Consider the following 22874-nt stretch of genomic DNA (forward strand, 5'->3'; position numbering starts at 1 on the left):
TGCAATGAAGCAGGACATGATTCTGATCCTGGACCTTGGCAGCAAGGAGAACGCCAAAATTGCCCGAGAGGTTCGGGCGCTGGGTGTTTACAGTGAGATTCATCCCCATGACATTACCCTGGCAGAGGTTCAAGCTTTGCCCAACGTGAAGGGCATCATTCTCAACGGCGGTCCCAACCGGGTGGTGGACGGCGTGGAGATTGACATTTCCAAGGAGATTTATAACTGTGAGCTGCCGGTATTGATGGTCGACCACAAGGGGGATGCCCCCTGGCCTGAGGATGACGAGGCCCGGAAACAGGCCCTGTCCAACTTCGTCTTCGGTGTGTGCGGTGCCGAGGCAAACTGGAATATGGACAACTTTATTGCCGACCAAATCGAGCTGATCCGCCGGCAGGTGGGAGATAAGAAGGTTTTGCTGGCCTTGTCCGGCGGTGTAGACTCCTCGGTGGTGGCCGCCCTGCTTATCAAGGCCATCGGCAAGCAGCTCACTTGCGTTCATGTCAACCACGGCTTGCTCCGCAAGGGCGAGCCGGAGCAGGTGATCCAGGTGTTCCGCCATGAGATGGATGCCAATCTGATCTATGTGGATGCTGTGGACCGGTTCCTGGACAAGCTGGCCGGGGTAGCTGACCCGGAGCAGAAGCGTAAGATCATCGGCGGTGAGTTTATCCGGGTGTTTGAGGAAGAGGCCCGGAAGCTGGAGGGCATCTCCTTCCTGGGCCAGGGCACCATCTATCCCGATATCATTGAGTCGGGTACCAAGACGGTGAAGGCGGTGAAGAGCCACCACAACGTGGGCGGCCTGCCGGAGGACCTGGACTTTGAGCTGGTAGAGCCTCTGAAGATGCTCTTCAAGGACGAGGTGCGTGCCTGCGGCAAGGCCCTGGGCCTGCCCGACAACATGGTCTACCGCCAGCCCTTCCCCGGCCCCGGCCTTGGGGTGCGGTGCCTGGGCGCCATCACCCGGGATCGTCTGGAGGCGGTGCGGGAGTCTGACGCTATCCTGCGGGAGGAGTTCGCCAAAAACGGTCTGGAGGGCAAGGTGTGGCAGTACTTCACTGCCATTCCCGATATCAAGAGCGTGGGCGTCCGGGATGGCAAGCGGGCTGACGAGTGGCCGGTTATCATCCGTGCGGTGAATACGGTGGATGCTATGACCGCCACGGTGGAGGATGTGCCTTTTGCCCTGCTGCAGCACATCACCCACCGGATCACCCATGAGGTACCGGGCGTCAACCGGGTGCTCTACGATCTGACGCCGAAGCCGACCGGGACCATCGAGTGGGAATGAGCCAACAAAGCCGGCAAAGCATTGCGTCGCAATGCTTTGCCGGCTTTTATAATGCGATATGGAGGTAAAGTGGAAATCTGGCAGAAGAATCCGACAAAGCAGATGAAACGCAGCCTGCAATGTGATATAATATGGTCCGTTAAGCAGGGGCGATATGGGGACCGCTGTTTCCCTGATTTTTGCCATGCTCTACTCTTTCTGTTAAAGGATGAAACCGTATGATTCAATATGATCCTCAACGCCGTACCATCACGCTGCACACCCGCAGCACCAGCTATCAGATGAAGATCGACGCCACCGGCGTGCTGCTTCACACCTATTATGGTGAGAAACTGCGAAAGGGAGATCTTTCCCGGCTGATTTGCCCCGAGGACCGGGGCTTCTCTCCCAACCCGGACGAGGTAGGGATGGATCGCACTTGGTCGCTGGATACTCAGCCCCAGGAGTATTCTTCCAGCGGTGTGGGTGACTTCCGGCAGCCTGCCCTGGAGGCCGACCTGGCGGATGGCAGCCACATTGTGGACCTGCGCTACATCAACCACACGGTTGCCGAGGGCAAGTATGCGCTGGAGGGTTTGCCCGCCTTCTACGGTGAGGGTGTGACCGCCCAGACGCTGACCGTGGAGCTCCAGGACAAGTGCAGCGGCCTGACGGTGGAGCTGCTGTATGGCGTTCTGGAGGAGTACGATATGATCACCCGGGCCGTCCGGGTGCGCAATAACGGGGCCGCCCCTATCCGACTGACCCGGGTGTCCTCCGCCTGCCTGGATTTCCCCGTAGGCAATCACGATTTCATTATTCTGGGCGGCGCCTACGCCCGGGAGCGGGAGCCGGTACGGGCTGCCCTCACCCAGGGGGTACACACCGCCGGCAGCATCCGGGGCGCCTCCAGCCACCAGCAGAACCCCTTCCTGGTACTGTGCGATCCGGATACCACCGAGGATACTGGCCGCTGCTGGGCCATGGCCCTGGTGTACTCCGGCAACTTCCTGGCCTCGGTGGAGCACACCCAGTTCCATGAGACCCGGATGACCATGGGGATCCATCCGTTCCACTTCTGCTGGCAGCTGGCGCCCGGCGAGACCTTCACCGCGCCGGAGGCCGCTATGGTGTTCACCCGGCAGGGCCTGGGTCATATGAGCCGCCTGTTCCACCGGGCCATCCGCCTCAATCTGTGCCGGGGTCCCTGGAAGGATGCCCGCCGTCCCATCCTCATCAACAACTGGGAGGCCACCCTCTTCGATTTTGACGCCGACAAGATCTATTCCATTGCCCAGGCTGCCAGCAAGGTAGGCGTGGAAATGATGGTGATGGACGATGGCTGGTTCGGCCAGCGCAACGACGATTTTGGCGGACTGGGGGACTGGAACGTCAACCAGGAGAAGCTGCCCGGCGGACTGGCACCTCTGGCAGAGCGCATCAAGGGCCTTGGTATGAAGTTCGGCATCTGGGTGGAGCCGGAGATGGTCAATGAGAATTCCGACCTCTATAGGGCCCACCCTGACTGGGCCTTCCAGGCCCCCGGCCGTCCTGTCACCCGGGGCCGGTACCAGCTGGTGCTGGACCTCACCCGTGCCGAGGTGCGGCAGTATATTCTGGACAATCTGCAGACCATGCTCAAGAGCGCTGACATCTCCTATGTCAAGTGGGACATGAACCGCAGCCTCACCGATGTGTGGAGCGCTGGTCTGCCCGCTGAGCGCCAGGGCGAGGTGTACCACCGCTTTGTGCTGGGCGTATATGAGATCCTGGAGGCCCTCCATCAGGAGTTCCCCAATCTGCTCATTGAGGGTTGCTCCGGCGGTGGCGGCCGGTTCGACTGCGGGATGCTCTACTATACCCCCCAGATCTGGTGCTCCGACAACACTGACGCCATGGACCGGCTGCGTATCCAGTACGGTACCTCCTACTGCTACCCCTGCTGTACCATGGGTGCCCATGTGTCCGCTGTACCCAACGGCCTGACCCACCGGTCCACTCCCCTCCATACCCGGGGCGTGGTGGCCGCTGCCGGTACCTTCGGCTATGAGCTGGACCTGAATGAGCTGTCTCAGGAGGAACTGGAGGAGGTGGCGGTCCAGATCGACGCCTTCCGGTCCTACTGGGATGTGGTGATGCGGGGGGACTATTACCGCCTCACCGACCCCTTCCAGCATGAGTGCTTCTGCGCCTGGATGCACGTCTCTCCCGATCAGGAGCGGGCCGTGGTCAGTGTGGTTCAGACCCAGCGCCATGCCAATCCGGTGCGGCCCCTGCTGCGTATGAAGGGACTGGACCCGAACAAGGATTATCTGGTGGATGGCAAGGTGTACGGAGGCGACGAGCTGATGTATGCCGGGTTGGCCCTCCCGTTCCTGGACGAGTGCCAGGCGGTACAGTATCAGATCGAACAGGTGTAAAAAAGAGGATCTGCTGCATTATGCAGCAGATCCTCTTTTTATATGTTACTCCAGAACCCAGGCGGCAGCCTGCCAGGGCTGGAACTCCAGCGTTCCGGGAACGGCGGCGGGGGCCTCCGCCCAGTTGGCGACAAGCAGACGGCTCTTCCGGCCTGCAAGCTCCTCCGGCAGGGCGAAGGCTGCCGGCTGGCCGGACAGGTTGCATACGGTGAGCAGGGTCTTGCCCTCCAGGGTGCGCAGGTAGGCAAACAGCTGGGGATGGTCCGGCAGGATCAGCTGGTAGCTGCCGTACACGATGAGCTCGTTGTCCGGGGAATTGCGGCGCAAGGCAATGAGCTTCTGGTAATAGTGGAACACAGAGTCCGCCCGATCCAGCTGTTCCTTGGCATTGATCTCTCGGTAGTTGGGATTGACCATGATCCAGGGCTCGCCGGTGGTAAAGCCGGCGTTGGGGGAGTCGTCCCACTGGAAGGGGGTGCGGGCGTTGTCCCGGCTCTTGTAGGCGATGGCCTCCAGCAGCTCCTCCGGCTGGAAGACGCCCCGGGCGGTGAGATCATGGTAGGCATTGATGGACTCCAGGTCCCGGTAGTTCTCAATGGGCCCGAAGGGCACGTTGGTCATGCCCAGCTCCTCCCCCTGATAGACGTAGGGGGTGCCCTGCATCAGGTGGAGGCAGGTGGCGATGCACTTGGCCGACAGTTCCCGATACCGGGGGGAGTCGTCTCCCAGCCGGGAGACGATGCGGGGCTGATCGTGATTGCAGAAGTAGAGGCTGTTCCAGGCCACGTCCTCCAGCTCGTTCTGCCACCGGGACAGCAGCTTCTTGAGGGCTACCAGATCGATCTTTCGGGTACTCCATTTGCCGGTGACCGCGTCGCCGCCGTCCAGGTCCACGTGCTCGAACTGGAATACCATGTTCAGCTCGGTGCCCTGGGCGTTGGCGTACTGCTTGGCCTGGTCGATGGTTACACCGGCGCACTCACCCACGGTGAGCAGGTCATACTTGGAGAGTACCTTCCGGCGCATCTCCTGCAAATACTCGTGGACGTGGGGGCCGTTGCAGCAGCCCAGATTGCAGGAGGCATAGGGGGCGCCGCCGGTGGGCATATCGGGCAGACCCTCCCGCTTGGAGATCATGGAGATCACGTCCATGCGGAAACCGTCGATGCCCTTGTCGCACCACCAGGTCATCATGTCAAAGACGGCGTTACGCACCGCTGGATTGTCCCAGTTCAGGTCGGGCTGCTTGGGGGAAAAGCAGTGGAGGTAGTACATATCGGTGGCGTCATCATAGGTCCAGGCGGAGCCGGAGAAGGCGGAGCCCCAGTTGTTGGGCTCTTTACCCGCCTTGCCCTCCCGCCAGATGTAGAAGTCCCGCTTGGCGTTGTCACGGGATTGGCGGCTCTCCACAAACCAGGCGTGCTCGTCAGAGGTGTGGTTGACCACCAGATCCATAACGATCTTGATTCCCCGGGCGTGGGCCTCGGCCAGCAGGCGGTCAAAGTCGGCCATGGTGCCGAACTCCTCCATAATGGCCTGATAGTCGCTGATGTCGTAGCCATTGTCGTCGTTGGGAGAGCGGTAGACGGGGGAGAGCCAGATCACATTGGCGCCCAGCTCCTTGATGTAGTCCAGTTTGCTGGTGATGCCGCGCAGATCGCCAATGCCGTCGCCGTTGGAGTCACAGAAGCTGCGGGGATAGATCTGATAGATAACGCTCTCTTTCCACCATGCTTTGTTCATGACCAATCACTCCTCCGTGTGCAGGTACCAGGCAAAGCCGTAGGGGTAGAGCTTTACCTGCCTGAGATCATCAAAGGTCCCGCCGTAGATCAGCTCCTCAAAGGGACCCTGGTCAGCGTTGGAGACGGTGACAAATTCCTGGCTGAAATTGAAGAAGGCGATGAGCTTGCGTCCCTGGTACCACCGGCCGATGCCAAGCACACGGCTGTCCCCGGTATCAAAGGTCCACATCTCCGCCCGGGCGTCGAAGGCGGGCTCTGCTGCCCGCAGCTCCTCCAGCCGGCGCAGGCCGATGAACTGCTTGCCCTGGCGGGTGGTGGGATCGTGGCGCATCTTGGCCAGGTCCCACTGGAAGTCGCCCCGGTGGATGTAGCGGCTGTCGTCCCACTTCTCGCCGTCGTGGTGGTAGGAGTAGTCGTTGAGCTGCCCCACCTCGTCCCCGCTGTACAGCACGGGGATACCGCTCTGGGTGAGCATCCAGGCGTGGAGCATCAGGTCGCAGGAGATTGCCCGCTCCAGCTTGAAGGGGTCACGCTCATAGTCGGCGGCCTCCACTCCGCACAGGGAGGCGGTGGTGCCGCACAGCCGGGCGTCGCCCAGCCGGGGATCGTCGTTGTAGAGCTCGCCCCGGCTGTTGCTGCCGGGCAGCTTACCGGTAAAGAAATCATTGAGATACTTCTTGTGGGCAACCTCGTCGGTGCCGAAGTGCTCCTTCAGCCAGGGGTAGTCCAGGCCCCAGCCGATGTCGTCGTGGCAGCGCAGGTAGTTGAGGAAGAGAAAGTCCCGGGGCAGGGCGCACACCGCGTCCACCTGGTGGCGCAGCAGGGACACGTCGGCAGTGGCCAGGGTGTGCCAGGTGGTGGCCATGGTGGTCACGTTGTAGAGCATATGGCATTCCGGCTTGTCGGTGGAGCCGAAGTAGGGGGCCACCTTGGCCGGCTCCATCACCACCTCGCCCAGCAGCAGTACACTGGGGCAGACGATCTCGCACACCATACGCATCATCCGCACCAGGGTGTGGACCTGGGGCAGGTTGCGGCAGTCGGTGCCCAGCTCCTTCCAGATATAGGGCACCGCGTCCAGCCGAATCACGTCGATACCACGGTTGGCCAGGTAGAGCAGGTTCTCGGTCATGTCGTTAAATACCATGGGGTTGGCGTAGTTCAGGTCCCACTGGTAGGGGTAGAAGTTGGTCATAACCACCTGCTTGCAGTCGTCCAGCCAGGTAAAGCTGCCGGGGGCGGTAGTGGGGAAGACCTGGGGCACTGTCTTTTCGAATTCCCGGGGGATATCCCAGCTGTCATAGAAGAAATAGCGCTCCCGATAGCCAGGCTCGCCGGCCCGGGCCTTTTTGGCCCACTCGTGGTCCTCGCTGGTGTGATTCATGACGAAATCCAGACAGAGGCTGATGCCGTCCTTCCGGCAGGAATCCGCCAGGTGCTCCAGGTCGGCCATGGTGCCCAGCTCGGGCTGCACCTTCCGGAAGTTGGAGACGGCGTAGCCGCCGTCGCTGCGGCCCTTGGGGCTCTCCAGCAGGGGCATCAGATGGAGATAGTTGACCCCGCACTCCTTCAGATAGGGCAGCTTCTCAGCCACCCCATTGAGGGTGCCGGCAAAGGCGTTGGTGTAGAGCATCATGCCCAGCAGCTCACGGCGGCGGTACCAGTTGGGATCGGCTTCCCGCCGGGCGTCCTGGACCCGCAGGTCGGCCTTGCGGTCCTCCCAGCTCCGGCGGAGCATCTGGGTAAAGTAGTCAAAGGCGCCCAGGTCGCCGTGGTACAGCTCGCAGTAGAGCCACTTCAATTCGTCGTAGTGCCGGGCCAGGCGGTGCTCAAAGACGGAGGAATCCTCCCCAATCCCCACCTGGGCGGGGGTCAGGGGCGCTGCCGCCTTGGTTTTCTTTTTGCTTTTGGTCTCCTTGGAGGCGGTTGCCTCCGCCGCCTGCTGGATCAGCCGGTCGGTCTGTCCGGCGGTGGTCGGGGCGGATTCCTTGGTCTGCTTACGCTTCATGGGCGTTGTCTCCTTCCTCCAGCTCCGCCATGGTGGGCATGGCGGGAATGGCTCCGCTGCGGGAGCAGGTCTTGGAGGCCGCCCGGTTGGCAAAGGCAAGGATGGCTTCCAGTTCCGGGGTAGTCAGGCCCTCCAGGGGCTTTTCGCCCCGGCGTACCAGACGGCTGAGCACTGCGCCCAGGAAGGTGTCCCCGGCGCCGTTGGTATCGGCCACAGTGGTGGCTACGCCGGGCACCAAGCCGGTCTTGCCCTGCCAGCGGTAAAAGGCGCCCTTGTCGCCCAGGGTCACAAGGATCAGACGGATGCCCTCGGCCTCCAGCCGATGGGTTCCCTCTTCGGGGGCGTCGGTGCCGGTGATGAGGGGCAGCTCCTCGTCGGACAGCTTGAGCACGTCCACCAGGGGCAGGGGCTTCTTCATCCACGCTACCGCCTCTTCCTGGCTGCTCCACAGGGCGTCTCTGTAGTTGGGATCATAGCTTACCAGCACACCGGCCTCCCGGGCTCTCTGTGCGGCAAAGAGGGTGGTCTCCCGGGCGGGACCGGCGGTCAGGCTCACCGAGCCAAAGTGGAGCACTTTGCTTCTGGCGATCAGCCCAGTGTCCACCTCTTCCGGCTTCAGGTTGCAGTCTGCCCCCCGCACAAAGCGGAAGGAGCGCTCGCCGGTGTCGGACACGGCCACCACAGCCATGGTGGTGGCAGCATCGTCGGTCCGCAGGCCAGACACGTCTACCTGGTTCTCAGTCAGTACCCGGGTCAGGTAGGCGCCGAATCCGTCCTGGCCCACCTTTCCGATAAACGCGGTATTGGCCCCCAGCCGGGCGGCAGCCACTGCTACGTTGGCAGGTGCGCCACCGGGATTGGCGGCAAACAGCGGTACCTTTTGCTCATTGACCCCAGTCTGGGTCAGGTCGATCAATACTTCGCCAATGGCGGTAATATCCATCATGGACAATCCTTCCCTTTCTCCTTGAAATAGGTCCTCAGCCGTCCTCCCTGAGGGTAAGCAGCTGCTCCACCGGACCTTCCAGCCGGTCCTTCAGGCCGTATACCACATGGCTGACCACATAACGGCCGCCGTCCACAAATATCTCGATCAGATGGTCGTCTACAAATATATCCAGCTGGCAGCAATCCTCGCCCAGCGCCGGAGTCTGGGCGGTGGTCCGATAGTTGGGCAGATGGGGGAATACCTGGCTGCGGTCGGTGACGATCCGGCCGTCCTCCAGCGCAATCCGGTAGCCGCACGCGTCCAGGGCCTCCCCGGCCCGGAGGGTGGTTTTCAGGCGGAAGGGACGATTCCGCACCGCCTGGTCCCAGCTGCCGTCCACAGGACGGAAAAGCCCTTCTACATTGGGATGGGGGACAAAGCAAAGCTTGCCCTGCCGCAGCTCCAGTACCCGGGGCAGGCTCATCATACCGTTCCAGGGGCCCCGGCCGTCCCCAGGGTCCTCTGCCGCCTGGGGCATCCGCATCCAGGCGATGAGCACCCGACGGCCCTCCTGATCCACAGCGGTCTGGGGGGCATAGAGATCCAGACCATAATCTACAAACTGCATCGGCCCCTTGAGGGCGAGGGTGCAGGTCTGGTGGTCAAAGTCCGCCAGGCCCCACATGGCGTGGTGGGCGTACTCGATCCCCGGTTCGGTGACGCCCATGGGGGAGCCCAGGAGCACAAATTCCTCCCCCAGCCGGACCAGATCGGGGCACTCCAGCATGGTGCGGAACTCCGGGGAGGAGTACTGGTTCACATAGTCCCAGTGCAGAGCGTCCCGGCTGCGGTAAAAGAGAGCCTTGCCCTGTTCCTTGCGGAAGGTGCTGCCCAGAATCATGTAATAGAGCCCATCCTTTTCCCACACCTTGGGGTCCCTGGTGTCCTTGGGGTCACCGATGGATTCGTCGGTCAGTACCGGGATGATCTGGCGCTTGGCTCCCATGTTGTCAAAGGTCCGGCCGTCGTCGGAAATCACCATGGCCTGGCTGGTCACAAATGCGTCGTTGGGGGGAATGTGGATATCCTCCTCGTTCTGCTGGAGGTAGTGCACGGCGGAGTAGTACAGATACAGCTTTCCGTCCCGTTCCAGAGCACTGCCCGAAAAAACGCCGTTCTGATCGTAGCTCTTGGTGGGATAGAGGGCTACCCCCAGGTGCTCCCAATGGACCAGGTCGCGGCTCACCGCATGGCCCCAGTGCATGGTACCCCACCGGGGGGCGTAGGGGAAGTGTTGGTAAAAAAGGTGGTACTCACCTCGATAATAGATAAAGCCGTTGGGATCGTTGATCCAGTTTCCCGGCGCTTTCAAATGCAGGGTGTCTTTCCGCATGGGTGTGCCTTGTCTCCTTTCCCTGTTGCCTGTCGGGGCAATGCTGAAAGCAGTATAACCGAAATTCTACCACAAGGGCAAGAGACCCTTGTGGTAGAATTCGATTGGTTCATTATTTGACTGCGCCGGAAACAACGCCGCCGATGATCTGCTTCTGGAGAATCACATAGAGGATGAGGATGGGGATGACGCACAGCAGCAGACCCGCCATAATGGTGCCGTAGTCGGCGGAATAGGTACCGTAGAAGCTGTAGGTGGACAGGGGCAGGGTGAGCAGCTCCTTGTCGGTCAGCACCAGGGAGGGCAGCAGGTAGTCGTTCCAGAAAGCCAGGGAGTTGAGGATCACCATGGTGGCGATGATGGGCTTGAGCAAGGGGAAGACGATCTTGAAGAAGGTCTGACGGTGGGTGCAGCCGTCAATGTAGGCTGCTTCCTCCAGGGCGATGGGGATATTGCCCTTGATAAAGCCGTGGAACATGAACACCGACATGGCCATGGAGAAGCCGGTGTGCATGAAGATCAGGGTGATGCGGTGGTTGAGCACGTTGAGGGTGCCGCCGTAGATGCTCACCAGGGGAATCATGATGGCCTGGAAGGGGATGATCATGGAGGCCACCATCAGAGCAAAGGCAATCTTGGAGATGATGTTGTTGCGGCGGACAATGTAGTAAGCCAGCATGGAGGACAGCAGAGTGACCAGCACGGTGGCCGACACCGTCACGATCAGGGAGTTTTTAAACGCGTTGAGGAAGTCCATCTGGGTAAAGGCCTTCACGAAGTTGTCGAAGGACAGACCCTTGATGGTAAACAGCCAGGAGAAGGGATCGGTGATGATATCCCGCTTTTCCTTCAGGGAGTTGATGACCACCATGATGAAGGGGAACATATAGGCGATGAAGATAATGATCATGCCGGTCATGGCCAGCGCATTGGCTACCTTGCGCTTGGTGCCGCCGATGGTCGAATTATTCATTATGCATCCACCTCACGTTTCTTGGTCAGGTACACCTGAATGCCGCTGATGATAGCCACGATCACAAACAGGATCAGGGCCTCAGCCTGGCCCACGCCGAACTGACGGGAGGTAAAGGCCTTTTCGTAGACGTGCATGGCGGCCATCTCGGTGGTGCCGTAGGGAGCGCCGGCAGTCAGGGACAGGTTCACATCGTACACCATGAAGGCACGGGACAGAGTCAGGAACAGGCAGATGGTGATGGAGGACATCATCAGGGGCAGGATGATGTGACGCAGCTTGGTCCAGCCGGTAGCGCCGTCGATGCTGGCGGCCTCCATCACGTCCTTGTTCAGGCCCATAAAGCCGGCCACATAGATGAGGATCATGTAACCGGACAGTTGCCATACGGAGACGAACACCAGAGCCACAAAGGCCAGGGTGGGGTCAGACAGCCAGGAGGCACCGAAGAGCTCCCAGCCGGTGGCCTCGCCGATGCCCACGAACACACGGGAGAATACGAACTGCCAAATATAGCCCAGCACCAGGCCGCCGATCAGGTTGGGAGTAAAGAAGCCGGCCCGGAAGAAGTTCTGACCCTTAAAGCCGCGGGTCAGCAGGTAGGCGATGGCAAAGGCCAGAATGTTGACCACCACTACCACGACCACCACATATTTGAAGGTCAGCAGCAGGGAGGACCAGAATTGGCTGTCCTTAAGTACACTGAGGAAGTTGGCTCCGCCGATGAAGTTCTTTGTATCGGAGACGCCGTTCCAGTCGGTCAGGGTCAGATAAATACCGTAGATAAAGGGGATGATTACCACTGCCGCGAAACAGAACAGGCCGGGCAGGGCAAATCCGCAGAAATCTTTTCCTCCGCTTTTTCTTTTCATCCTAGCTCCTCCTTATTGCTGCTCGTCCCAGTAGGCCACCATGGAATCGATCAGCTCCGCCCGGTCGCTTCTGTCGGCCAGATACTTCTGCATGGCCGCGCCCAGAACGGACCAGTGGTCGTTGGGAACAATGGCGGACGCGTTGAAGGCGGTACCCTCATGCACCCGGCTGTAGATGTCCCGGCTCAGGGGATCAGAAGGCTCATAGGGGTTGTTCTGGAAGGGGGGGATGATCTTGCAGGTCTTGACCAGCATCTGCTGGCCGATCTCGCTGAACACGATCCAGTTCAAAAACTCCTTAGCCGCAGCCTGCTCCTGCTCCGTGGCCACGACCCCGTCCAGCATGACCTGCTTGGAGGGAGAGGCCTGGATCTGCTGGTTCACGAAATCGTCGGGGTCATTGTTCATGAAGTAGGGCAGGAAGCCGTACTCATCGTCCTCCTCGGCGTCGGCCTCGGCCAGGTTGGGCCAGGCCCAGTTGCCGTTGAACCAGAAAGCAGTCTTGCCGTCGGCCAGGTCGATGGCCATCTCGTCATAGTCGGCGCCCAGAGGGTCACGATAGGCCACATTGTACTTCTTCAGGATATCAAACATATCCAGGAACTGGGACATACGGTCATAGGTGGTCAGATCCAGCTGACCGTCCTTGATGAGGTTGATACACTCCGCGGCGCCGTCAGAGGTGCCGTCGTAGGTCTCATAGATGTACTGCAGGTGATGGGCGCCCAGGGACCAGTCCTCCATAGCCAGGGAGATGGGGTGCTCCATGCCGGCTTCCACCAGCCGGTCCAGCAGGGCCACAAAGTCGTCCTGGGTCCGGATGGTAGTGGGATCAAAGGGCTCGCCCAGGGTTTCCTCGATGACTTCCTTGTGGTAGATGATGCCGCGGCCCTCAATACAGAGCGGGAAGCTGTACACTTTGCCGTTGATTTCAGTGGTATAGCCCTCTGCCTCGGCGATCCAGGGCTGGTCGGACAGGTCAGCCGCCTTTTCCTCAGCCAGGGCGATGACGTCAGTGGTGTCCAAAATGGACAGCGTGGGGGGATTACCAGAGTTGTACAGGCTGACTACTTTGGTATAGGGGGAGTCGCCGTCAGTGACGGGCATGACTTCCACGTGTACACCGGACTTTTCCTCGAAGGCCGCTGCCATTTCCACCAGAGCGGTCTGGATCTCGGCCTTGGAGTTGAGCAGGGTGATGTTGGTGCCGCTCAGGGACGGGTCGTACTCAAAGGTGTCCACCGACATATCGATGGGCTCCACCGATTCCACCGCGTTAGGGTCGTCCGGATCGCTGGCAAAGCCGAACCGGCATCCCGACAGCATTCCAGCCATCAGGGAAGCCGAAAGACCCAACGCAATGAATTTGGTCAATGCGTGTTTCTTCATTGTCTCTCCTCCTGTTTCCTCTTTTTTTCTTTGATTTGGTGACGAAAGCATATAAAAACAGGTTGTGTAACCGGTAATGGAACCGGTTATTTTTAAATAATATTACTCCTTACGATAAGCTTCCGTCAATGCTTTTCCCCCGCTGGAAATATTTTTGTAAAATCCGCCTCATTTCCAGTGCTTGAAATTATGCACAATTACACCCAGCTTCCCCGAGACCAAGGGATTGCATCCATTTCTTCTCTTTGCTATAATAAAACTCAATCAATTCCGAGAAGAAATCGCGCATTTATCTTCAAGGTTTTACCAGCCGTGTGTTCTGTCTGCGCCAAAGCAGATTGGTACATGACCTCGGCAGATTGAAGGGCTTGATATGGAAGAGAAAAAAAGAGTGACCTTTGACGACATTGCCAGATATACCAATTTTTCCAAGACAACCATATCCAGATATTTTAACGACCCGGATTCTTTGACGGAGAAAAGCCAGCAGATCATTTCCGATGCACTGGAGAAGCTGGATTACCATGAGAACCGGGTAGCCCGCATTCTGGCCATGGGAAAGACGGAATTCATCGGCGTCATCGTCCCCGAGTTTTACCACCGCTTTTATTCAGAGGTGCTCAACCAGATTCTGGCCACTTACGAGACCTTTGGCTATAAATTCCTGGTGTTTATCGGCAACAATAATAAGGAGAGCGAGCGCCGGTACATCAAAGAGCTGCTCTCCTATCAGATCGAGGGCATGATTGTACTGAGCCATACCCTCTCCTCCCAGGAGTTGGCCCAGTTTCAGATCCCGGTGGTGGCCATCGAGCGGGAGGACCAGTTCGTGTGCAGCGTGAATACCGACAATGAGGCGGGAGGACGGCAGGCGGCTGCCCTGCTGGAGGAGCAGCAGTGTGATATTCTGATCCATATCAACTCCCCTACAGATCCCCGCATCCCTGCCTACGGGCGCATCCGGGGGTTTGAGGATTATTGCCAGACCAACGGTCTGGCTCATGAGGTGATTCTGCGGGAGCTGGACCGGTCCTATGAGGAGGACCAGGCCATCCTGCAGGATATTTTGAGGGAATGGGACAAGAAATATGCCCGCAAGAAAATCGGTGTGTTTATGGCCAACGATACTACGGCCAACACCCTGCTGAACCTGATTATCCGGCGGTATGGTTATCTGCCCAAGGAGTATTGCATCGTTGGGTTTGATAACTCGCCCACGTCCAGAGAGGCCATTATTCCGCTCAGTACAGTTGGGCAGCAGGTGGACCGGCTGGCCCATGAGGCGGTCCAGCTGTTGGTGGATCAGATCAAGGTCCTCAAACAGGGAAAGACGCTGGCGGAGTCGGCCCCCGTCCATAAAATTGTCCCTCCTGTCCTGTTCCGGCGGGCCACTGCCGGAGGCGTGGATGTGATTTGAGGGCTGAACGATAAAAAACCGGCGGACTGCTGTTACAGCAGTCCGCCGGTTTTTTATCGCACGTTCTGGCCGGGACTTCCGGAGCGGCAAGAGACAGTCAAAATGTTCCGCTGAATGAAGGGAAAGGAATGGAAGCAGCAGACGAAGAGGGACTGTCTGACATTTGCAGCAGCGGGGAGACAGCTCCGGGGCACAGCGTCAATATTCCATGACGATATTGCCTTCCAGATCGACGATCACACGTTGCTCATCCTGGGTTTCCGCCTTGGCATAGCCGTCGGAATAATAGGCGCTCACATCCTGAATACCCTTGTCATAGGGGACATACAGGATCTCCATATCCTCATTGACAGCAACAGTGGCGTAGTCCTCAGTGCCGCCAATGCCGGTGATGTTGCCCTGATCATCCTTGAGGACGGGCGCCGGACCCACATAGACCCCGTTCTTGATGGCCAGGGAGCCGTCCATGTGGGAGTGCTCGTAGGCGTCGGTGGGGAAGAAGGTCTCGCCCTTGGTATTGATGAAGTTGAAGTCGGTACCGCCCCGGCTGGAGAGGTGGGAGGAGACCTCCACCCAGTCGGTGTTGTTGAAGTTGCTGGTGATGGTGGAATAGTGGCTGTCGGCTATATCAAAGACCACGTTGCCGCTCTTGTCGATGAGCTGGTTTTCCGCCACCGCGATGCCGTTGTCGGCGAAGGGACCGCCCCGGGAGCTCAGGCCCCGGATGACGATATTGCCTTCCACATCCATGTAGCCGTACTCAGAGTACCCCTTCGGGGTGTTCTTGAAATCAAAACTCACCATGCCATTGGATACCTGGACCAGATAGTAGTCCTCCTGGGGTTCAATGACATACTCAAACTGATCGTTGATGACGGCCTTGTTGTCCACCACAGCGTAGCCATCGTCGGAAAAGGCGGTGAAGCTCTCTTCCTCCCGGGGTTCAAAGACAATCTCCCCGTCCTCCAGGTAGAAGTAGCCGGTGCCCAGTTTGGTGCCGTCGGCCTCACATACCGTTCCCACGGCGATGCCGTTGGCGGAGAAGGCCAGATCGTCAAAAAAGCGCATGAAGATATAGTCCGAGACGAAGTTGCCTTCCCGGTCAATAAGGCGGAACTCGTCGCTGTTGCTGCCGGTGCGGACAAAGGCGGTGCCGTTGACTTGGAAATCACGGGCAAAGGTATACTGAGGCTCGATTACCCATGTCCCCTGGGGATTTTTGTAGCCGTATTTTCCTGTCTCGCTGTCCTTGGCGGGGGTCATGCCGTACTGGAACAGGGCGTCGGGATCGTAGGTGTCGGTGTAGGAGGCGTTGCCGCCGGCCGGCTCCGATCCACCGGCGGAGCCGGAGGGGGACTGGCCGGAGGACTGTCCGCAGGCGGAGGCCAGCAGAAGCAGGCTGCTCAGCGCTGTCAGTGCAAAAATTTTTCCGGTTGTGCGCTTCATAGTGTCAGATCTCCTTTTCAGATAGGGTGGCTTATTCGAGAAATTGGGGCAGCTTTTTCAGGGCTCGCTGGGCCCGTTTTTTGACCCGCTCGTAGTCGATATTCAAGCGGATGGCAATTTCTCTGATGGTGTGTCCTTCAAAGTATTTCAGCTGCAAGATCTCACGGTCCAGTTCGGGGAGCCGGGCCAGCGCCTGACGGAAGTGCTCCTGTTGTTCCCAGACTGCGATGGGATCATCAGGTGGGTCTGCCGACTGTGCTGCCAGCCATTGCTGCTGATTTTGCCTCCAGCGCCGAATGGCTTTGCGCTCGGAGATGGCCGTCAGATAGGCTCGCAGACTTCCTTTTTCCGGATCGAACTGCTTTCTTTGCAGATAAAAGTCAGAAAAGGTATCCTGCACGCAAATATGAATATCCTCGTCGCAATCCAGCTTTTGAGCGGCGGCAAAGCGAACCGGCTCCCCGTAGCGCTTCCACAGCAGGTCCATACCTGCAGTGGGATCAGCATCCAACAGTTCCAGCAGCTGTCGATCGTCCAAGTGTGTCCCTCCCTTCCACATACTAATTGCAGGCAAAAGGGAAAAAGGGGACAGCTGGACAAAAGATTGGGAAAAAATCCGCCTCCTTCCAATGGGAGAGGAGGCGGATCTGACAGAGATGTTATGGAATGGTGACGGGGATATCGAAGGGGTGGTTCCAGCGTAAGACAGGATCGGTAAAGGTAAGATCTGTGGCATAGAGGCCGGGTGCGTGGCGCAGCAGCAGGCTGGTCAGCCGGGGTTCACCCTCCTCAAAGACATATTGTCGCTCGCAGGCGCCGGAAAAGTAGGCCTCGTCGGTCAAAAAGAGCTGAAGACCCACATCTACCAGGGTATAGTCCTCCATGCCGGAGTGGAGGGAGAGGTCCAGCCGGGACACCAGAGGGGCCTCCTGGGGCTGGTTAATCCCGCCGGAGGGGTAAGTGATGACGGCGGCGGCAAACTGCTCCAGAATTGCCGGATCAGACCCTATTCCGGTGATGGATGTCAGCTCGATCCGGCCTGAGAAGCAGGTATAGACCGGTCCCACAGGCAGAACCTGACCCTGCTGCTGGGGCAGGGGAATGGCCATATGCCAGCTTTCCGGCGCCGTCAGGTAGAGGTAGGGGACATGGAGGGTGTAATCCCCGGCGGGGATGTCTCCAAAGTTCCAGTCACTGGCGTCGTTCTGCCGTCCGGGCTGACATTCTCCCTCATATACGGTGCCGTCGGCGGCCGTCAGGGTAATGGGCGCGTCCGTGGCGCCCAGAGCAGTCAATGGGCTGCGGGTCAGCGTGCTGGTGGAAATCATATATTTGTCGGAAGAGGCGGGGGACAAATTAAGAATCACTGCGCCGTCGGTCCGGCGTGGCGTGGCGGTAAGGCTGTAGTTTCCCGATGTGCCGGTGTAGGAAGGCCGCTCCGGTTCCGGCTGTACCGTCATGGAAATGGTGAAGGGGTGGTTCCAGCGGTAACAGAGTTTTTCCGCAGGCAGAGAGAGGGTGGCCTGATCCAGCCCGTTCAGTGTGCCTACCACATAGCCTCGGAACTGGGTATATTGCCCGTCCGAATCATAGACCGGCTCTGTCCATAGACCGGCCTCCACATTGTGGTAGGTCGTATTGTTCAGTATCACAGTGCCGGCCCCGTCCTCCAATACCGGAATGGCTGCCGGGACACGCTCCGGGTCCTCTCCCTCCCAGGCGGCCTCCGTAGCCCACCAGGTGTAGCCAGCCTCGTCATAGGAGTGGGAAATGGTGCTACAGTAGGCGGTGACGTCGTCAATGGGGAAGGGGCGATCCAGGGTCAGCGTGCCGCCGGGCAGGGAGAGGGAGACCGGTGCTCCGTCAGAAGCGGAGAGGGACAGCTGTACCGTGGGGGAGTCTGTACCGGCGGCTGGATATTGATAGACATAGGGGACGTTGAGCACATAATCCCCCGGCTCAGCAGGGCCGAAATACCAGTCCAGATAGGTATCGCCATTGAAGGGAGAATAGGAGGTGGGCTCGCCCTCCAGTACGGTGCCGTCCGGCGCGGTGACGGTGATGGGCAGCTGAGGTCCTCCGTAGTGGCTCCAGATCCCTTTGGTCAGGGAGGGAGAGGTCTTGAATGGGCCGGTGTTCAGCGGGTGGATGGAGACCACCAGCTCCCCATTTTCAAGCCGGGGCACCGCCAGCAGGCCGCCGTCGGCCTCAGTCACCGAGTAGAATCCGGCCTGCTCCAGGGCAGTTTCCTCCGCGGCCACCAGGGTGATGGGCAGGTCGGTACCATCCAGGGTCAGAATCAGCTCCAGGGAGGAGGCGGAGGACTGCGGCAGATCTCCCTCATAGATCAGCCGCAGGGAGTAAGCTCCGAGAACGTCCAGCCCGTTCTGGCTGATGGAGATGGGCTGGAGGTTATCCAGGCCGCTGAGAGAGATATCCAGAGGCGTGAGGTAGGGACTGGTTTGGCCGTACAGGCTCAGATCGGCCAGAAAGGAGCCGTTCTGCCAATAGGCGTCCTCCAGATGGATCTCGTACAGCTTACCCTGAATAACAGCGCTTTGCTCCAGAATGTAGGTGCCGGCCTGAGGATCGGAGTCCACGCCGTAGCCGGACACGAAGCCGAAGTGGCGCAGGATCATGTAGGCGCAGGCAGCCAGCGCGGCCAGGATGAGGGCCACCAGCAGACCCAGGTACAGCGCCCGCAGCAGCTTTTTCAGACTGCGCTGCTGCCGCTTTTTCACCGTCTCATAGGGCAGGCCCAGGGAGGCGGCGATCTCACGGGCCGTCAGTCCGCCGTAATATTTCAGGCGGATGATCTGTTGGTCTACCGGGTCCAGCGCCGACAGGGCCCGCTCCAGTTCATCCTGCTGTTCTATATGGGCGAAGGGGTCCGTTGCTTCCTCCGGCTGTGGGGAGGAGGTACGCTCCCAACGGCAATTTTCCTGGTACCGGCGGATGGCACACCGCCGGGCGATGACGGCCAGGTATCCTTTCAGGGTGCCCTTGCTGGGATCAAAGCGGTCCCTCTGTAAGTAGAATTCGGAGAAGGTCTCGTTGACACACTCCTTGATATCTTCGGCACTTTGAAGATAGGTGCGGCACACCGACCAAAGCAGGCCGCTGTACCCTTCGATCAAGTCCGCCATGCCCTGTTCCGGATCCCGGTCCAGAAGGACCAGCAGCTTCCGATCCTGCTCCATGAACACATCGCCCCTTTTCCTGAGAAGCTTTATTTATGTATTATCTCATAAGCTGGAAAATGGGACAAGTGCTGGAAATCAGAGCGCAAAAAATAAAAAGACCTGCCATCCGCAAAATGCGGACGGCAGGTCTTTTTAGAAAGCTTACAGATAGCTCTTCAGCTTCTCCACCATGTCGGTGTGCTCCCAGGGCAGATCGATATCGGTACGGCCGAAGTGACCGTAAGCGGCAGTCTGCTCGTAGATGGGACGGCGCAGGTCCAGCTTCTCGATGATCTTGGCCGGACGCATATCAAAGCACTCGTTGACGATAGCGGACAGCTTCTCCTCGGAGAGGACGCCGGTGCCGTAGGTGTCCACCAGCACGCTGACGGGGTGAGCCACGCCGATGGCGTAGGCCAGCTCGATCTGGCACTTGCGGCACAGGCCAGCAGCCACCAGGTTCTTGGCGATGTAGCGGGCCATGTAGGCAGCGGAGCGGTCCACCTTGGTGGGGTCCTTGCCGGAGAAGCAGCCGCCGCCGTGGGCAGCGGAACCGCCGTAGGTGTCCACGATGATCTTACGGCCGGTGAGGCCGGTGTCGCCCACAGGGCCGCCCACCACGAAGCGGCCGGTGGGGTTGACGTAGAACTTGGTATCCTTGGTGATGTACTGGGCGGGGATGATGGGCTTGATGATCTCCTCCACCACGGCCTCACGCAGGTCCTTCAGAGCGATATCGGGGTCGTGCTGGGTGGACACCACGATGGCGGGGCAGGAGAGCACCTTGCCGTTGTCGTCGTACTCCACGGTGACCTGGCTCTTGCCGTCGGGGCGGAGCCACTTCAGCTTGCCGGCCTTGCGCACGTCGGTGAGCTGGCGGGACAGCTTGTGGGCCATGGAGATGGGGGCGGGCATCAGCTCGGGGGTCTCGTCGCAGGCATAACCGAACATCATGCCCTGGTCACCGGCGCCGATAAGGTCGGCCTCGTCGGTGCCGCCCTCCTGGTGCTCAAAGGACTGGTTGACGCCCATGGCGATGTCGGGGGACTGCTCGTCAATGGCGGTCATAACGGCGCAGGAGCGATAGTCAAAGCCGTAGGCGGGATCGGTGTAGCCGATGCGCTGCACGGTGCGGCGGACAATGGAGGGAATGTCGGTGTAGTGGCTGGTGGTGATCTCGCCCATTACGGTGACGATGCCGGTGGTGGTGAAGGTCTCACAGGCCACATGGGCGGTGGGGTCGGCGGCCAGGATGTCGTCCAGGACGGCGTCGGAGATCTGGTCGCACACTTTGTCGGGGTGACCCTCGGTAACGGACTCCGAGGTAAACAGACGGTTTGCCATTGGTAATTACCTTCCTTTCTAAGCTGGAGCAAAAACGCGCTCCGCCGGACGGCGGAGCGCATTGGGCTCTTCCATCCTCATCTTTCGATTTCCTCGCCGGATTTGGCACCTTGCAGCAAAGCAGGTTGCCGGGCTTCATCGGGCCGTTCCCTCCACCACTCTCGATAAGGCTATTCAATTGACTGTGGGTATTTTATCGACTTTTTCCCACTTTTTCAATAGACAAAAACCGGGCTTTGTATAGAGTTAGAAGAACTTGCTTCCTCAGGCCTTCCAGCCGTTGAGGTAGTCCACCTGCTCCGGGGTGAGCTTGTCGATGGCAAAGCCCATGGCGGCCAGCTTGACCCGGCCGATCTCGTCGTCGATCTCAGCGGGCACCTGGTAGAGCTTCTTCTCCAGGGTGTCCCGGTGCTTGAGCAGCCACTCCAGAGCCAGAGCCTGGACGGAGAAGGACATATCCATGATCTCGGCGGGGTGGCCGTTGCCGGCAGCCAGGTTGACCAGGCGGCCCTCGCCGATGACGTTGAGCACCCGGCCGTCGGGCAGGGTGAAGCCCTCAATGTTATCCCGGCGGAGTTCACGCTTGACAGCCATTTCGGCCAGTCCCTTCACATCCACCTCGCAGTCGAAGTGACCGGCGTTGGTGAGGATGGCGTTGTGCTTCATGACGGCGAAGTGCCGGGGGGTGATGACATCCTTGCAGCCGGTGACGGTGACAAAGACGTCGCCGTACTTGGCGGCCTCGTCCATGGGCATGACCCTAAAGCCGTTCATGGTGGCGTCCAGAGCCTTGAAGGGGTCCACCTCGGTGACAATGACGTTGGCGCCCATGCCGCTGGCACGCATGGCCACGCCCTTGCCGCACCAGCCGTAGCCGGCCACCACCACGGTCTTGCCGGCCACCACCAGGTTGGAGGTGTGCATAATGGCGTCCCACACGGACTGACCGGTGCCGTACTTGTTGTCATAGTAGTGCTTGGCCTTGGCGTCGTTGACCGCCATCATGGGGCAGGGCAGGATGCCCTCCCGCTCCCGGGCCTTGAGGCGCAGGATGCCGGTGGTGGTCTCTTCGCAGCCGCCGATGAGGTTTTCGCCCAGATCGGCGCACTTGCCGCCCAGCAGATCCACCAGATCGCCGCCGTCATCGATGATGAGATGAGGCTTGAACTTCAGGGTCTCAATGAGCAGATTCTCATAGTCCTCGCCCATAGCGCCGTGGATGCCGAAGGTCTCTACGCCCATATCGGCCAGACCGGCGGCTACGTCGTCCTGAGTGGACAGGGGGTTGGAGCCGGTCAGATGTACCTGAGCGCCGCCCTTGGCCAGCACATAGCCCAGATTGGCGGTTTTGGCCTCCAGATGGACGGATACGGCCACCCGCAGACCGGCAAAGGGCTTCTCCTTTTCAAAACGGGCTTCGATGCCGCCCAGAGCGGGCATAAAGTCCCGCACCCAGTTGATTTTGCGGCGTCCAGAGGGGGCCAGGGAAGGATCTTTTACAATACTCATGTCATTAACCTCCTTGGGGGGTCGCTGAGGGGCTGGGCCCGTCCCAGAAATCAAGGGTGAGCAGGGGCTTGGTTTTGCGGAAGGCCTGGACCCGCTGGTGCAGGTCCAGCAGCTGCGCCTGGGTGGGTGAGGTTGGCCCGCCGTAAGCGGGGCAGGTAAAGAACCAGCAGAACTTGGCTCCGCTGCCGATGATCCGATCGTAGTACTCCTCAGTGGCTACCCGATCCGCATTTTCCGCCGTACAGCGGCAGGCCACGCCAAAGGGGAGCCTGTGCGTCCGCAGCAGTACGGAGGCACGCTCGGCGTCCAGAGGATCCACATCCACCTGAATGGCAGGGAAGAGGTTGCGTACCCGCAGCAGATCCTCGCACAGGGAGGGGGTGATGGAACTGGGCGGCGTAAAGACCGCGAAGACACAATCGGTGTGTTTGTTGCAAAGGGCGATGATCTCCTCCTGACGGGCCAGGGGATTGCCGCCGTTGAAAATAAACAGATGACAGCCTCTGGCCTTACGGGCCTCCAGCTCCTCATCCAAACTGTCAAACTCCATGGAGGGCCGTACGCCGAAGATGGATGCGCCGCAGCCGGCACAGTTCATGGCGCAGGGGAAGGACGGGTCGATGATAACGGACCAGGGGGCCTCGTCCTGTCCCAGAGCGCCGGCTTCCTTTTTGCCGGGCCACTCCAGCAGGCCCCCGTGAATGATAAAGTTCTCAAAGATCTTTTTCAGAATACTGCTGTCAATATCGGTATACATACTGCGGATCAACTGATGCCAGTTGTTGTCCGGATCGGTCATTGCCTGGTGGAACAGCGACTGGTAAGGGGGAGAGAGATGTACCCCCGCGTATCTGTCCAGCCACTCCATCAGCCTGGGGAGGTTGGCGTCCGGGTCCCGATCCAGATAATCCAGGGCCTTGGAGATACCAAAAGCCTTAAGCCGGGCCGGTATGCTCATAGATGTATACCCTCCTT

16 protein-coding genes and 1 riboswitch are annotated in these 22874 nt (G+C 59.5%); of the genes, 3 read left to right on the plus strand and 13 right to left on the minus strand.

The features are described 5' to 3' along the window. Positions 1-4 precede the first annotated feature (4 nt). Positions 5-1294 (plus strand): glutamine-hydrolyzing GMP synthase, encoded by a 1290-nt coding sequence (guaA, locus tag B5G42_RS07950; protein ID WP_087268795.1) that lies wholly within the window; start codon positions 5-7, stop codon positions 1292-1294. Between the two features lie 218 nt (positions 1295-1512). Then, the gene (locus B5G42_RS07955) at positions 1513-3693 is read left to right on the plus strand and encodes an alpha-galactosidase (protein ID WP_087268798.1); all 2181 of its coding nucleotides are present in this window, start codon (positions 1513-1515) and stop codon (positions 3691-3693) included. 45 nt (positions 3694-3738) lie between these two features. Here the strand turns inward: B5G42_RS07955 and B5G42_RS07960 are convergent, their stop codons facing one another. The 7 genes from B5G42_RS07960 to B5G42_RS07990 all read right to left on the minus strand — a co-directional run bounded on the left by B5G42_RS07960 (position 3739) and on the right by B5G42_RS07990 (position 13001). Next, positions 3739-5436 carry a glycoside hydrolase family 13 protein gene (locus B5G42_RS07960; protein ID WP_087268801.1) on the minus strand — a complete coding sequence of 566 codons (1698 nt, stop codon included), beginning with the start codon at positions 5434-5436 and terminating at the stop codon, positions 3739-3741. A 6-nt stretch (positions 5437-5442) separates the two neighbouring features. Beyond that, positions 5443-7446 (minus strand): alpha-amylase family protein, encoded by a 2004-nt coding sequence (locus B5G42_RS07965; RefSeq protein ID WP_087268804.1) that lies wholly within the window; start codon positions 7444-7446, stop codon positions 5443-5445. Continuing rightward, positions 7436-8392: a carbohydrate kinase family protein gene (locus B5G42_RS07970; protein ID WP_242955378.1), complete on the minus strand. Its 957-nt coding sequence runs from the start codon at positions 8390-8392 to the stop codon at positions 7436-7438. The genes B5G42_RS07965 and B5G42_RS07970 overlap by 11 nt, the downstream gene beginning before the upstream one ends. A gap of 34 nt (positions 8393-8426) precedes the next feature. Further along, a complete protein-coding gene (locus B5G42_RS07975) occupies positions 8427-9767 on the minus strand; it encodes a glycoside hydrolase family 32 protein (RefSeq protein WP_087268808.1) in 1341 nt (446 codons plus the stop codon). A 112-nt stretch (positions 9768-9879) separates the two neighbouring features. Beyond that, a complete protein-coding gene (locus tag B5G42_RS07980; protein WP_087188254.1) occupies positions 9880-10740 on the minus strand; it encodes a carbohydrate ABC transporter permease in 861 nt (286 codons plus the stop codon). Next, positions 10740-11612, minus strand: a complete 873-nt coding sequence (locus B5G42_RS07985) for a carbohydrate ABC transporter permease (protein ID WP_087188255.1) — start codon at positions 11610-11612, stop codon at positions 10740-10742. The genes B5G42_RS07980 and B5G42_RS07985 overlap by 1 nt, the downstream gene beginning before the upstream one ends. Positions 11613-11624: 12 nt before the next feature. Next, positions 11625-13001, minus strand: a complete 1377-nt coding sequence (locus B5G42_RS07990) for an ABC transporter substrate-binding protein (RefSeq protein ID WP_087268811.1) — start codon at positions 12999-13001, stop codon at positions 11625-11627. 373 nt (positions 13002-13374) lie between these two features. Here B5G42_RS07990 and B5G42_RS07995 point away from each other — a divergent pair, with 373 nt between their 5' ends. Continuing rightward, positions 13375-14418, plus strand: a complete 1044-nt coding sequence (locus B5G42_RS07995) for a LacI family DNA-binding transcriptional regulator (protein WP_087268813.1) — start codon at positions 13375-13377, stop codon at positions 14416-14418. 198 nt (positions 14419-14616) lie between these two features. On the opposite strand, the gene B5G42_RS08000 is transcribed toward B5G42_RS07995, so the two are convergent. The 6 genes from B5G42_RS08000 to B5G42_RS08025 all read right to left on the minus strand — a co-directional run bounded on the left by B5G42_RS08000 (position 14617) and on the right by B5G42_RS08025 (position 22857). Next, complete coding sequence (locus B5G42_RS08000) at positions 14617-15864, minus strand: WG repeat-containing protein (RefSeq protein WP_087268816.1); 1248 nt, start codon at positions 15862-15864, stop codon at positions 14617-14619. Between the two features lie 31 nt (positions 15865-15895). Continuing rightward, positions 15896-16402 (minus strand): RNA polymerase sigma factor, encoded by a 507-nt coding sequence (locus B5G42_RS08005; RefSeq protein WP_158100253.1) that lies wholly within the window; start codon positions 16400-16402, stop codon positions 15896-15898. A gap of 121 nt (positions 16403-16523) precedes the next feature. Beyond that, positions 16524-19064, minus strand: coding sequence for an RNA polymerase sigma factor (locus tag B5G42_RS08010; RefSeq protein ID WP_140399824.1), 2541 nt, complete (start codon positions 19062-19064; stop codon positions 16524-16526). Positions 19065-19208: 144 nt separating this feature from the next. Further along, the gene (gene metK, locus B5G42_RS08015; RefSeq protein ID WP_087268823.1) at positions 19209-20390 is read right to left on the minus strand and encodes a methionine adenosyltransferase; all 1182 of its coding nucleotides are present in this window, start codon (positions 20388-20390) and stop codon (positions 19209-19211) included. A 74-nt stretch (positions 20391-20464) separates the two neighbouring features. Continuing rightward, a riboswitch (SAM riboswitch) is annotated at positions 20465-20561 on the minus strand. A gap of 93 nt (positions 20562-20654) precedes the next feature. Beyond that, positions 20655-21899: an adenosylhomocysteinase gene (locus B5G42_RS08020; RefSeq protein ID WP_087268826.1), complete on the minus strand. Its 1245-nt coding sequence runs from the start codon at positions 21897-21899 to the stop codon at positions 20655-20657. Between the two features lie 4 nt (positions 21900-21903). Beyond that, positions 21904-22857: a radical SAM protein gene (locus B5G42_RS08025; protein ID WP_087268829.1), complete on the minus strand. Its 954-nt coding sequence runs from the start codon at positions 22855-22857 to the stop codon at positions 21904-21906. Positions 22858-22874 lie beyond the last annotated feature (17 nt).

Origin of the sequence: Flavonifractor sp. An91 (genome assembly GCF_002159225.1) — a bacterium.
Classification (GTDB): Bacteria; Bacillota; Clostridia; order Oscillospirales; family Oscillospiraceae; genus Flavonifractor; species Flavonifractor avicola.

Coding starts and splice junctions, on each gene's coding strand:
- guaA (WP_087268795.1), top strand. CDS start 5: ATGAAGCAGGACATGATTCTGATCCTGGACCTTGGCAGCAAGGAGAAC.
- B5G42_RS07955 (WP_087268798.1), top strand. CDS start 1,513: ATGATTCAATATGATCCTCAACGCCGTACCATCACGCTGCACACCCGC.
- B5G42_RS07960 (WP_087268801.1), bottom strand. CDS start 5,436: ATGAACAAAGCATGGTGGAAAGAGAGCGTTATCTATCAGATCTATCCC.
- B5G42_RS07965 (WP_087268804.1), bottom strand. CDS start 7,446: ATGAAGCGTAAGCAGACCAAGGAATCCGCCCCGACCACCGCCGGACAG.
- B5G42_RS07970 (WP_242955378.1), bottom strand. CDS start 8,392: ATGATGGATATTACCGCCATTGGCGAAGTATTGATCGACCTGACCCAG.
- B5G42_RS07975 (WP_087268808.1), bottom strand. CDS start 9,767: ATGCGGAAAGACACCCTGCATTTGAAAGCGCCGGGAAACTGGATCAAC.
- B5G42_RS07980 (WP_087188254.1), bottom strand. CDS start 10,740: ATGAATAATTCGACCATCGGCGGCACCAAGCGCAAGGTAGCCAATGCG.
- B5G42_RS07985 (WP_087188255.1), bottom strand. CDS start 11,612: ATGAAAAGAAAAAGCGGAGGAAAAGATTTCTGCGGATTTGCCCTGCCC.
- B5G42_RS07990 (WP_087268811.1), bottom strand. CDS start 13,001: ATGAAGAAACACGCATTGACCAAATTCATTGCGTTGGGTCTTTCGGCT.
- B5G42_RS07995 (WP_087268813.1), top strand. CDS start 13,375: ATGGAAGAGAAAAAAAGAGTGACCTTTGACGACATTGCCAGATATACC.
- B5G42_RS08000 (WP_087268816.1), bottom strand. CDS start 15,864: ATGAAGCGCACAACCGGAAAAATTTTTGCACTGACAGCGCTGAGCAGC.
- B5G42_RS08010 (WP_140399824.1), bottom strand. CDS start 19,064: ATGGAGCAGGATCGGAAGCTGCTGGTCCTTCTGGACCGGGATCCGGAA.
- metK (WP_087268823.1), bottom strand. CDS start 20,390: ATGGCAAACCGTCTGTTTACCTCGGAGTCCGTTACCGAGGGTCACCCC.
- B5G42_RS08020 (WP_087268826.1), bottom strand. CDS start 21,899: ATGAGTATTGTAAAAGATCCTTCCCTGGCCCCCTCTGGACGCCGCAAA.
- B5G42_RS08025 (WP_087268829.1), bottom strand. CDS start 22,857: ATGAGCATACCGGCCCGGCTTAAGGCTTTTGGTATCTCCAAGGCCCTG.